This is a genomic window from Acinetobacter sp. WU_MDCI_Abxe161, assembly GCF_025514355.1.
GTDB classification, from domain to species: Bacteria; Pseudomonadota; Gammaproteobacteria; order Pseudomonadales; family Moraxellaceae; genus Acinetobacter; species Acinetobacter pittii_E.
The window spans coordinates 75,507-87,341 of the sequence record NZ_JAHPTU010000014.1 but is presented as its reverse complement, the minus strand read 5'-3'; the positions used below and the strand labels follow the sequence as shown (position 1 = coordinate 87,341).

At 38.2% G+C, this 11,835-nt stretch carries 9 protein-coding genes and 2 tRNA genes; 6 read left to right on the top strand and 5 right to left on the bottom strand.

Annotation, left to right across the window (positions count from 1 at the left end):
- Together KTI78_RS14750 and KTI78_RS14745 are read left to right on the top strand one after the other, a co-directional pair.
- Positions 1-77: transfer RNA gene (locus tag KTI78_RS14750), tRNA-Asp, on the top strand.
- A 66-nt stretch (positions 78-143) separates the two neighbouring features.
- Positions 144-219, top strand: a tRNA-Val gene (locus KTI78_RS14745).
- 359 nt (positions 220-578) lie between these two features.
- On the opposite strand, the gene KTI78_RS14740 is transcribed toward KTI78_RS14745, so the two are convergent.
- The 4 genes from KTI78_RS14740 to yccS all read right to left on the bottom strand — a co-directional run bounded on the left by KTI78_RS14740 (position 579) and on the right by yccS (position 7,058).
- Positions 579-1,364: a YdcF family protein gene (locus KTI78_RS14740; RefSeq protein ID WP_262446529.1), complete on the bottom strand. Its 786-nt coding sequence runs from the start codon at positions 1,362-1,364 to the stop codon at positions 579-581.
- 114 nt (positions 1,365-1,478) lie between these two features.
- Entirely contained in the window at positions 1,479-4,052 is a 2,574-nt protein-coding gene (locus KTI78_RS14735) for a sulfite reductase flavoprotein subunit alpha (protein ID WP_262446528.1), read from the bottom strand.
- 155 nt (positions 4,053-4,207) lie between these two features.
- Positions 4,208-4,783 carry an SdpI family protein gene (locus tag KTI78_RS14730; protein ID WP_002116136.1) on the bottom strand — a complete coding sequence of 192 codons (576 nt, stop codon included), beginning with the start codon at positions 4,781-4,783 and terminating at the stop codon, positions 4,208-4,210.
- A 100-nt stretch (positions 4,784-4,883) separates the two neighbouring features.
- Complete coding sequence (yccS, locus tag KTI78_RS14725) at positions 4,884-7,058, bottom strand: YccS family putative transporter (RefSeq protein WP_224992812.1); 2,175 nt, start codon at positions 7,056-7,058, stop codon at positions 4,884-4,886.
- 127 nt (positions 7,059-7,185) lie between these two features.
- Between yccS and KTI78_RS14720 the strand changes: the two genes are divergently transcribed.
- Positions 7,186-8,400 carry a multidrug effflux MFS transporter gene (locus KTI78_RS14720; protein WP_224992814.1) on the top strand — a complete coding sequence of 405 codons (1,215 nt, stop codon included), beginning with the start codon at positions 7,186-7,188 and terminating at the stop codon, positions 8,398-8,400.
- Positions 8,401-8,426: 26 nt separating this feature from the next.
- Here KTI78_RS14720 and KTI78_RS14715 read toward each other — a convergent pair whose 3' ends face one another.
- Entirely contained in the window at positions 8,427-9,134 is a 708-nt protein-coding gene (locus tag KTI78_RS14715) for a nitroreductase (RefSeq protein ID WP_224992815.1), read from the bottom strand.
- Positions 9,135-9,645: 511 nt separating this feature from the next.
- Here KTI78_RS14715 and KTI78_RS14710 point away from each other — a divergent pair.
- The 3 genes from KTI78_RS14710 (at position 9,646) to KTI78_RS14700 (ending at position 11,749) form a co-directional block, all read left to right on the top strand.
- The gene (locus KTI78_RS14710) at positions 9,646-9,849 is read left to right on the top strand and encodes a hypothetical protein (RefSeq protein WP_224992817.1); all 204 of its coding nucleotides are present in this window, start codon (positions 9,646-9,648) and stop codon (positions 9,847-9,849) included.
- Between the two features lie 184 nt (positions 9,850-10,033).
- On the top strand, positions 10,034-10,174 hold the full coding sequence (locus tag KTI78_RS14705; RefSeq protein ID WP_080649560.1) for a hypothetical protein: 141 nt from the start codon (positions 10,034-10,036) through the stop codon (positions 10,172-10,174).
- Positions 10,175-10,273: 99 nt separating this feature from the next.
- Positions 10,274-11,749 (top strand): alanine/glycine:cation symporter family protein, encoded by a 1,476-nt coding sequence (locus tag KTI78_RS14700; RefSeq protein ID WP_224992819.1) that lies wholly within the window; start codon positions 10,274-10,276, stop codon positions 11,747-11,749.
- Positions 11,750-11,835: the final 86 nt, after the last annotated feature.

The following is an 11,835-nucleotide window of genomic DNA, read 5'->3' as shown; positions in this document are numbered from 1 at the left end:
GCAGCGGTAGTTCAGTTGGTTAGAATACCGGCCTGTCACGCCGGGGGTCGCGGGTTCGAGCCCCGTCCGCTGCGCCATTCTCTTGATTCCCTTGTCTAGAGAATGTAGAGTATAGAGATACATTCGTTATCTTTTCTCATTAAGGGCGCTTAGCTCAGTTGGTAGAGCGTCTGCCTTACAAGCAGAATGTCGGCGGTTCGATCCCGTCAGCGCCCACCATTATTTCTTTCAGAAAATTTAATTTCGTAAATATCTTATGCTTGCATGTAAATTTACTTACTATGTGACTAAGTATTGATCCAACTTTTCTATTTTAAAATTAAATTCTTTATTTCATTGTTAAGTTATTCTTTTATTGATCGTTAGTTTTTAAGGTTTCACTTAGTACCTCTATATATACTCATACGTTTACGGGGGCTTTATTCTCTTTAAATTACGCTATGAGTGATTAAAAATAAGAACCTAATCTGTAATTTATTAGCGTCAACGTATCTCAATTTTATATTTGCACTGATTACTCATTTCTCAAAATAAAAAAACTGCTACTTTTGAATAGCAGTTTTTTATTAGATTATTTTTTAATATTCGTTTAGAAGCCATCCACTCGCGTATGCGAAGTATTCACGTAACCATGCATTGTAGCGAGTAGCCAATGGTGTCTCGGCAGCGACTCCATAAACTTGAGTATAGCCCTGTTTTTTTGCGATTGCTATTGCTCGAGGTATATGAAAATCACTTGTTACGATAGCGATTGGCTGGTCTAAGGTAATCTGATGTTGTTCTAATAAGGGTTTACTATTTTTTAAATTAAGCTCAGTACTAGTACTCTTATCTTCAAGGATCATTTGATCTTTTGCGATATGATACTTTTGTTCAAGATAACGAGACATAACCAATGCTTCGCTTTCATTTTCTGAAAAATCAAGACCGCCTGTTAAAACAACCTGTGCTTGCTGCTGTCTTAGGGCTAAAGGGGCGGCTGTATCTAAACGTTTTGCAAGAATTGTAGATGGTTTACCATTTTCGACACCACTTCCTAAGACAATAATTGCTTTTACTAGAGGTATATTATCTGAACTATCTTTATTTTCTTTAATAAAGCTAAAGAAATAGCCTAAGCCAATCAACCATATCCAGAAGCATAACCATCCAAAACGCCAAAGTGTGTGTAAGCGATAGTGATAAAAGAAAAAACGTTCTAAGTGATAATAAAATAAAGAATAGAGGCAGAAAAAAGCACCTAAAATTAAAGGAATAATTGTGCCTACATTAATTTTATTAAGACAAATTAGAACTAATCCATCTAGAAATAAAATCGAACCAATGATTGCTAGGAAAATACGGATCCACTTACTGACTTGCATTGTGCTTAGAGTTGCAATTTAAATTGCAGACAGTGTATGCAAAATCAATCTGAATGCAATAAAAAACCGAGTAAAGCATTTAAGCTATTACTCGGTTTTTGTTTTTATTGACCTTTAATACACATCACGACGGTAACGGCCTTGTTGTCTTAACTCATCTACCTGTTCTTCACCTAGAATTTCAATAAGGGCTTGATCGACTCCACTTGCCATACCTTCAATACTACCGCATACATAAAGAACAGCACCGCGTTCTACCCAGCTTACTAATTCTGCTGCATTCTGACGAATTACATCTTGAACATACACGCGTTGTTCTTGGTCTCTCGAAAATGCTAAATCAAGGCGTTTTAACATTCCTGTGGTTTGCCATGCTTCAATAGTTGATGCATAGAAGAAATCACATGCTCTTTGACGTTCACCGAAAATTAACCAATTTTCAGTGTAATCATGACGCGTACGGGTGTGTAATAGGCTCATTAAGCCAGCAATACCTGTGCCGTTACCAATACAAATAATAGGGCGGTTGTCATCAATTAGATGGAATGATTCATTGGTACGAATACGTAAAGCAATTTCATTATTAACTTGCGTAAGTTGAGTGAGCCAACCCGAACCTAAACCTAAATTACCAGACACATCATATTGTTGACGAACAACTAAACGAAGGACTTGTTGAGAAGGAATACTCGCAATCGAATACTCTCGTGTTGGTAAGTTAGGAAGCTGTTCTAATAAATGGTCCAGATTAGCAAATGGTTCAATTTCTCCCGTTAAGTCTTTGTTCCAAAGTGCTTTTTCAATTGAAATCTGTAATGAATCAACTTTTGAATTTTTAAGAATATGGTGGTGCTGCAAAAACTCATTAATACGTTCAGCACTATTACCCGGTTGTATTTCTGCAATATCACCTGCTTGCCAAATAGCCTCATGACTTGCTTTAAGTTCAATATTATAAGCAGGTTGGCCTAAGCTATTTGGGTTGAGTAAGTCACGTTGCTGCAATGTCCATGTATCAAAGACTTTTTCTAAATTTACAGCATGCAAATCTAATTTAGTTGCTTTCGCGAGAGATTGATTCCAGTTTTGGATATCCGATAGGTTTGCATTATCAACTTCAATTGTATTGAAGAGGGCATGAGCACCATTTGCTTTGAGCCAAGCGTCCACCGCATGACCAAAACTACAATAAGTGTCTGGATATTCTTTAGAACCTAGAGCCAAAACAGCATAGTTGATGTGCTTAAGATCTAAATTCGATTTTAAAAGTTTCTTAGCAAAGCTTGTGGCGAGATCAGGAGCATCACCAGTACCATAAGTACTGATTACAAATAGAACTTGCTCATGCTGCTCTAAATCAGCTTGTGTTAGCTGCTGTACAGGTTTTACCTGAATAGGTTGATGAGCCTCCTGTAAACTTGTTGCCGTACTCCAAGCGAGTTGTTCGGCTACACCAGTCTGAGTTGCATAGGTAATAAGCCAAGATTTTGCATTTGGATCAATGTATTGTCCCGCTAAAGACTGGCGAGCTGCCTGTGTTAATTTTTTCTGTTTACGGCGTTTAAGATAAAGCATCCATCCGGTAACCAAGAACAAAGGCATTGCTAGAGAAGCAAGCATCGCAACAAATTGATAAATTGGTCCAAAGAAGCTACCGCGATGTACAGGTAACATACTGCTCATAATCTTCTGATTAAGCTTTTTATCTTCGTAAAGCTCCATCTTTTCGATGTTGCCAGTTTGATAATTATAGGTGGCTTGGTTACGTGCACGTTCATGTTGTGGGGTAGCATCAACAAAGCTTAACTCAATTTTTCCATCATCTTTTTTCGGTAAGTTCAATGTTAGTGTCGAATAATCACGTCCGACCTGACTATTGAAACCGCTCCACGTTTGATTGAGTGCTGTAATAAGCTGAGTATTATCTAATTGTGGTTGATCATTATTACGGCCAGTTTGTTTGCCTTGTTGCATTCCACGATTTTGAGGAGTAGCGCCATGACCTTGTGACTTAGGTTGTTCAACGCCCATCACTTTGAACATGCCACTACGCCACCAATCATAAGACCAATATAGACCTGTACACGCGAAAAGAAGATAAAAAACAATGACCCATGTTCCGACAACAGCATGTAAATCCCAAATAAAATTTCGGCCTTTAAGTTTCGGTTTTACAGCAAGCCATTGACGAGCAGAATGCTTTTTGGGCCAGCGTAAATATAATCCACTGAGTACAAAGTAAATTAACATGAGTGCACAAGCACCAGTAATTTGTTTACCCACTTCACCAGCGGTTAAATTACGATGAATTTGTTGTATGAGTAATAACAACTTTCGGCCTTTAACATCTGGCAGAACCTGAGCGTTATAAGGGTTCACCATCATATTGTAGCCACGGCGTTCACCTTCTTTTTCAATATTTACAATAGAAGAAGAGGTGGGGTCCTTGGCAATTGTAATGCTATTAATTTTGATTTCAGGCTGAGTTGTATTGAAATGCTGATAAAGCTGAGCAGGGGTTAGTTTTGGACTATTTTTAGCTTGAACAACATAACTATCAGAATTCACCCATTTTAAAATTTGTTGGTCATAAGAATAAATTGCCCCTGTAACCCCCATAATGGATAAGATAAGGCCAGCAGTAATACCCAGAAACCAATGAATTTGAAATAAAATTTTTTTAAACATGGTCGAAAATGTAAATATGATGGAGATCTTGTAACGAAGTATAGCCGAAGATTGGGGAGATAATATGGATTTTGGAGATAATATTAATTTTCATTATCATTTATTTTTAGCTTATTAAAAAACCTCCCTGAGGAGGCTTTTTATGGAATAGAGAATTACAAGGTTTTTGGCTCGCCAACAGATTCTTTTAAGTGCGTGCGAATGGTGTTGAATGAGAAGTTCTTAGAATCCATGCGCTTAGGTAGAATATAAGCACCTTGTTGTTCTTGACCTTTTGGATCTTTTACTTTGAAATTGACCAAAATAAAATCAGGTGTATTGTACCATTCGTAGATATTTTTCCATCCAATAGTACCAACGCCTTCTTGTAGACCCATTTGTTGACGCATCACAATACCGTGAGGCTGCACACCTAAACGAATCCCTTTGATTTCCTGTACCGGAAACTCATTCATTTTGCGTTTAACGTACCATTCTAATCCGTATTTACGACCTAGGTAATAAAGTACTACAGCGACAATAGCAACCCAGCAAAAAACAGTAGAGTAGTTCTTAATAAAAATAAGACCTAATATAGCTAGGGCTAAAACGACACCCATAATTGCCCAAATTTTTGTGCTGATTTTATTGGTGCTGCGCCAGATAAGAAGCTGTGCATTACGTTGTTCAGCTTCTGACACATCATATGGAACAGGCTGAAGCGTATAAGCGTATAAAGTTTTCGCGGTCATAGTGCAAATAACAAATTGTAAACTGTTTTAAGTTTAGCATTAATTGGCATAAGTCAGGAAAGGATATTATGCCAATTTCATACTAATTTCCGACTCAAATTTATAACGATGCGAGCTCACTAGCATCATTATCAAGATCATGACTTAGCCGTTGTTTTAACATACTAAATCGGTTTAATACTCCAAGCATGAGCGAGAGCTGCTGTAAAATAATGAGTGATTTTTGGTCTTCCTCATTATTTTGACTTAAACGTTGGCGTATCGTTTGGAGCATATTTTGTGCCGTAAGATCAGGCATCTCATCTCTTAATAAAGCACCTTCAATGTCGTCTAGTGCTTGGTCTAAAAGTTTAAGAACAGCTTGATCTTGAATGTTTTCTCGATGTGCCCCAAGTGCTGCGATATAACTTAAAAATGTATGGTTTAAACATAAAAATTCAAAGATATCGGATTTACGGGTAGGGTCAAAGTCTGGCTCGGTCGCTAAAGTTGAAATAAGCGAAGCAACCTCGGCGTCAGTATTATGGGCAGCACGTCTTACAATACGGTAATTCAGCGCATGATTACGGCCTTCATGATATTGTTTAACGACTTCTGCTAAATATTTACATTGAGCTTGTAATGAACGTCTGATGTTGCGAGGTAAACGTCTGAATTTCCAATCCGGCCAAATAAATGTCACTCCAAACCAAGCTAGGGCACATCCAATTAAAGTATCTACAAATCGCGGAATAGCAGCGGCCATCGCTGAACCGTCTAGATTAAAGTTAATTAATGCAAGAATAGTGATAAAGGCTGTTGCCTGTGCATATTGCTTACTACGTAACTCAAAAAATAGGACTCCACTTAATATCAACATGAATAGTTGTCCTTCGGTCGAAGGAATTAAGAAGATAATTGCAAGTCCAACAACAATACCAATTAAGGTTCCGACAATTCGTAAGCGTAAGCGACGTTTGGTTGCGTTGAAGTTGGGTTGGCTTACAAATAGAGCCGTAAGCATAATCCAATAGCCATACTCAATACGGGTCATTTGGATAAAGACATAACCAATGAAAAGTACAATCGAAACACGAATTGCATGGCGGAAGAGTACAGATTCGGGAGTTAAATTCTGTTTTATTCGGATGATAATATCATTCCATCCTTGTAAATCATCATCTTTCAGCTGATTTTCGGCTTGTTTTACTTTATCAGATTGAATGTGTTGTTCAGTTTCCAAGTTGAGCAACTGAGAGTCGATAGACTTTAAATTTTGATATAAAGCGAAAAGAGCATTTACCCATAGAAGGTCATAATGCTGATCACGTCTTAGCTTCTCTAAAGACAATCTTAGATTTTCAAAACTCTGTTTAAAGCGTTTATTATGATTGTAAGGTTTACGTTGTAAAATACATTCATTTAGCTCTTGGCAAGCTTTACCTTGAACTGCCAAAATTCGTTGAAATCTAAATAAAATATCGCTGTGCTGAAAAATTTTGGCTAGTTTTTGATAGTCGATATGGGCTGAGTCAGCACGCTCATGAATATCTTGAGCAACAAAATAATAATGTAGGCTTCGGCGTGTATCTTTTTGTCCACGGTCACCTTTTAAACGAGTCAATAACGCTGTTTTTAAATCATTAAAAATCGTAATTAATTTACCATTTTCTAATGACAGCTCAATCATACTTTGCTGATAGCTGGCAGGCGTCATATCAACATCAAACAAATTTGACTTTGCGAATAAAAAGTCGCCTAGAGATGCATAAGACGCTGCGAGTTTGTCTTGCAGTTGGCGAACCGGAAACAATAAAAAGCTAATAGTGGCAATCAGGCCATACCACGCAGCACCTGCGACTAAAAGGGCTGGTTGAATATACCAATGATCGAAAAGATGAACACCCAACATGGTATAGACCGAAACAACCAAACAGCCATAAGAAATGGTGGCATAACGACGTCCTAACGAACCTAATAAAATCCAGCCAATACATGAAGCAATCAACCCTAAGGCAAAAGCCATTGGGTAGGGGAAGAGTAGTTGTACGGATGCTGCGGTAACGAAGAAACCAATATAAGTATAAATCAGGTTCATGATTCGCACGGAAAAGCGATCATCAATATCACTTAAACCTGCTGCGACCACACCTAAAGTAAGGGGAATGGTTGCTAATTGATAGCCCAAAAAATAAGGCACGAAAGCAGTTCCTGAAAAGGCTATCAGCATTCGCACGTTATACATAAATGTTGTGTTATAAGTCGCTCTTTTTAGGCGTTTTAACCAAGATTTCAAAGGAAGTCCTTGCTGATCAACCTGAGTGATAAAGGATTTGCGTATTTCTACACCAATGTTGCACAAATCATACGATAGACAGTGTAAGCTTGTCTGTATGCAAATGATTGAAAAATGAAATATCGTTATGTCTGAACAAACAGCCCAGCGTCAATACTCTATTGGCTGGATTATGTTGCTCGCTTTGCTCACGGCGTTAGGGCCGTTATCCATTGATATGTACTTACCTGCATTGCCACAAATGGCTCATGATTTTGGGGTAAGTACACAAATGGTGGCAAATACACTACCAGCTTATTTTTTTGGTTTAGCCATTGGACAACTGGTTTATGGTCCTCTAAGTGATCGTATTGGTAGAAAAAAACCACTTTACTTTGGCCTCGCACTTTATGCAGTCGCAAGCTTATTTTGTGTAATGGCTACTAGTGAATGGAGCTTGATTGCCGCTCGTATTTTGCAAGCATTAGGCGGTTGTGTGGGCGTAGTCATGGCTCGTGCGGCAATACGCGATAAACTGGATGTTCAAGGCTCGGCCCAAGCTTTCTCAAGCATGATGATTGTCATGGGACTTGCACCAATTTTGGCCCCAATGATCGGAGCATGGATTTTAATTTGGTTTCCTTGGCAGGCTATCTTTATCGCGCTTTCAATTGTGGGTGCAATCTGTTGGTTATGCGTACATTTCTTTTTTAAAGAAACATTGGCAAATGATAAAAGGCTTAAGCTATCGCTCTATCAAGTGGTGACCTTATATGGAGCTATTTTTAAAGATGCAAGTTTCCGCCTACCTATGTTTGCAGGGTGTTTAACAGGTGCAGCACTATTTTGTTATATCAGCTCAGCGCCTGCGGTTTTTATGGATCAGTACGGACTTAATCAGCAAGAGTTTGCTTACGTATTTGGACTAAATGCTTTTGGCATTATGTTAATGTCATCTTTAAATAAGCACCTAACAACACGTGTTGAGATCACTAAACGGTTAAAAGCAGGTTCATTTGTACAAGTGACTGGAGCCATCATTGTCTTTATTGCTGGTTTAGTTTCTGCGGCACCTTTATGGTTAGTTATGTTAGGGTTATTTTTAGCTATTTCAGGCATTGGTTTAACAGGACCAAATGCGATGGCGCTGGCAATGTCCAAACAAGGTGCTCGTGCAGGGACAGCAAGTGCAATTATGGGAAGTATGCAATTCGCTTGTGGCCTTTTAGGTGGTGTGCTTCTTAACTTTTTGATTTGGTCTGCATCACTCAATATGGGCGTAATGATGGTGTTATTTACACTGAGCGGTTTTATTGTCGTATTGAAAGCGACAAAACAGGTAAAAACCAAGCCATTCTCATAAATTTTTAGAGAATGGCCACTTATATATTATTCGTCTAGAAAAACTGCGAAATTTTCAACAGGCTCTCGAGGTGTAATAAAGGTATTTACAATATGCTGAGGGTCAGCATGACCTAACGCAATTGCACATACGAGCTCTTCTTCATCTGATGCACCCAAGATATCTAAAACAACAGGATGAAAATGGTTCCAAGCTGCTTGAGGGCATGTATCTAAACCACGTGCCTTAGCAGCGACCATCACGTTCTGGATCATCATTGCGATATCCATTTTAGACCCGATTCCCATGGTTTTATTTACGGTAAAGAAAAGACCGACTGGTGCATCAAACAGTTTAAAATTACGTAACTGCTGTTCAGCCATTTTTTCTTTTTCACCCTTTTGGATTTTGAGTAAACCATAAAGTCCCCAACCATTCTCGCGGCGGCGATCAATAAAAGGGGATATCCATTTTTCAGGATAATAGGCAAAAGTTTCTTTATATTGTTCTGCAAGTTGCGGGTTTTTTGAAACTTCAATTTGTGCAGCACAGACACGCTCAACAATTTCATCACGTTTTTTGCCTGTTACCACATAGACTTTCCACGGTTGAGTATTGGTTCCAGAAGGTGCTCGACTTGCGACTTTTAATATATCTTTAATCACTTCTGGTTCAATGGGAGTATTTAAAAATGCGCGGACAGAATGTCGAGAAGTGATAGCCTCATCAACGAGACGAACTTGTTCCAAATTCATGAGTACTCCTAGATCTTTTCTTAAATACTTCATGCTTTTTTGAAGCCTAATCTAATGCTTTGAAAGTACTTCATTTATAAGAAAAAAGTATTAGAAAGAAATATCCTTACAGATGTGATAATTTAATTGGTTTGGACATAATGTCTGGTTAATTATAATGCGAAAATGCCACTTTAGATTTAAATTAGACAAAAAAGCATCGCCTTATTGGCTATAAAAAGTAAATGCACAACACCAACTGGATTAAAAAATATTCAATTGAAAAAAAGGTATAATATGTTTAAAAACAGAGCGGAATGGATTTTTTTGAATAAAAAACAACCAGAAATTACATAAAATTTTAATGAAAAACATACACAAAATTTTAAATTTCTGCATAATACCGACTTTTTTACGCAGGTATGATTTCTCCATACTCAGGTTAGGAAAGAAATGGCTGCATACGAAATCCCTTTACAAAAAGGATTTTGGTGTAGAAATGGAGAAATACACGAGGAATAAGGAGCTTTAAATGAGTCTACCACTCATCAACAAGCAGTTCATGAAACAAGGATTGGCGATTACCATTGCAACCATGAAAATGAACATGACTCACGCAACTACTGGGCTACAAGAAAAACAACAGCTTAGTACAGATCTAAACGCACCCTTTTTCAATCAAGGGGAAAGGGGCGCAGATAGTCACATTATGGCGATGGCTTGTTACAGTCTTTGAAATTTATATCCAGTTTAGACATTCGCTCTCAAGTATATGTAAATATGCTTATTGGCTTAAATCCAGATTTTGTATAACTCGATTAATTGATGGGAATCATTAGACGAGATTATTTAGCGGTGGTCATTTGTTAGTTTCCAAGTTTGTAGCTGAGTCGATCCATACTACTTTTCCGAAAAGGGAAATGTTCAGTAGTGCGATGATATTATTTTTTTTGAAGGTCGCTTTCTCTCATGCAACTTTCAAAGGCTTAGTGTTGGGCATGATGTTGCTTAAACTTGTGACGATAATTGCTATTCAATTGACATTAAAAGTTTTTTCTTAAATGTACTGAAAGAGTCCCAATTTTTAGGGGCTTTTTTGTTTATTGCAGTATTTTGGCTTGTGCTAATAGCACATTAGCAAGAACGTAAGCGGACCGAGTATGAATGAACAACTCAATGCCACACTGATGTCGTGGGTACAATTTTTTAATGATCCTTTATGGGATTTTCTGGTTATTTTCTTGCTGGCTGTCGGTATTTTTTATACGGTCTTAACAGGGGCAGTGCAAATTCGCATGTTCTTGCAAAGTATTCGTGTTATGAAAAGTAGCCGTACAGAAGGCGCAGATGAGCATGGCCTTACGCCTTTCCAGGCGTTTGTAACTGGCCTTGCGAGCCGGGTTGGGGTGGGTAACATTGCTGGTGTGGCAATCGCGATTGCAATTGGTGGTCCTGGTGCGGTGTTCTGGATGTGGGTAACTGCTGTACTCGGTATGAGTTCTGCTTTTATTGAGTCTACACTTGCTCAGCTCTTTAAAGTTAGAGATAGCAAGACTAAGCAATTTCGCGGTGGACCAGCTTACTATATTACTCAAGGTTTACGCAGTAAAACCTTTGGTGTGGTTTTCGCACTAGCACTCATCTTTACTTATGGTTTCGTATTCAACTCGGTACAAATTAATGCGATTGCTAATGCTTCTTCACATGCTTGGGGTTGGGACAAAGCCAATCTTATTGCACATTTAGGTAGCGTTGATTTTGAAATCTCTTGGGTTGGTCTTGCTCTTGTAGTTATGGTTGCATTGGCAATTTTTGGTGGTATTAAACGTATTGCTAAATTTGCAGAGATGTTTGTACCTTTAAAAGCAGGTCTTTACCTAGCCGTTGCTCTCTATATCGCATTAAGCAATTATGCAATTTTGCCTGATATTTTAAAGCTGATTGTGACTGAAGCTTTCCATTTTAATGCTGCGGCAGGTGGTTTCTTTGGTGCTGCTGTATCAATGGCAATGATGCAAGGGATTAAGCGTGGCTTATTCTCTAACGAAGCAGGTATGGGTTCAGCACCAAACGCAGCTGCTGCGTCTGATGTAAAGCATCCTGTAAACCAAGGTTTGGTTCAAATGCTTGGTGTATTCGTAGATACGTTCATTGTGTGTACAAGTACGGCAATCATCATTTTAGTTTCTGGCGTTTACCAAGATGCAGGTTTTGTTGGTGTTGAATTAACTCAACGTGCATTAGAAACTCAAGTTGGACACTGGGGTTCAGACTTCCTTGCTGTTCTATTATTCTTGTTCTGTTATTCAGCTGTACTAGGTAACTATGCCTATGCTGAAAGTAACGTACAGTTTATTAATAACAACCCGAAAGTCATGTTCATCTTCCGTATTTTCGTATTGGTGATGGTGTACTTCGGTGCAATCGGTAGTGTTCCACTTGTTTGGTCAATGGCTGATTTGTTTATGGGTATCATGGCAACCATTAACTTGATTGCAATTTTACTATTAACGCCAATGGCACGTACTTTGTTAAAGGATTACCGCGAGCAATTGAAACGAGGCATTAAAGAGCCAGAGTTTAAAATTGATAAATATCCAGAATTGAAGAAAAAAGTCGATTCAGATATCTGGTAAGTTTCAAAAGGCCTCTTATATAAGAGGCCTTTTTCATATGGAGGGTAAATAAAATACTTGAGTCTAAATTTTAAACATGACAAATT

Coding starts and splice junctions, on each gene's coding strand:
- KTI78_RS14715 (WP_224992815.1), bottom strand. CDS start 9,134: ATGAATTTGGAACAAGTTCGTCTCGTTGATGAGGCTATCACTTCTCGA.
- KTI78_RS14740 (WP_262446529.1), bottom strand. CDS start 1,364: ATGCAAGTCAGTAAGTGGATCCGTATTTTCCTAGCAATCATTGGTTCG.
- KTI78_RS14705 (WP_080649560.1), top strand. CDS start 10,034: ATGTTCAGTAGTGCGATGATATTATTTTTTTTGAAGGTCGCTTTCTCT.
- KTI78_RS14735 (WP_262446528.1), bottom strand. CDS start 4,052: ATGTTTAAAAAAATTTTATTTCAAATTCATTGGTTTCTGGGTATTACT.
- KTI78_RS14710 (WP_224992817.1), top strand. CDS start 9,646: ATGAGTCTACCACTCATCAACAAGCAGTTCATGAAACAAGGATTGGCG.
- KTI78_RS14730 (WP_002116136.1), bottom strand. CDS start 4,783: ATGACCGCGAAAACTTTATACGCTTATACGCTTCAGCCTGTTCCATAT.
- KTI78_RS14700 (WP_224992819.1), top strand. CDS start 10,274: ATGAATGAACAACTCAATGCCACACTGATGTCGTGGGTACAATTTTTT.
- KTI78_RS14720 (WP_224992814.1), top strand. CDS start 7,186: ATGTCTGAACAAACAGCCCAGCGTCAATACTCTATTGGCTGGATTATG.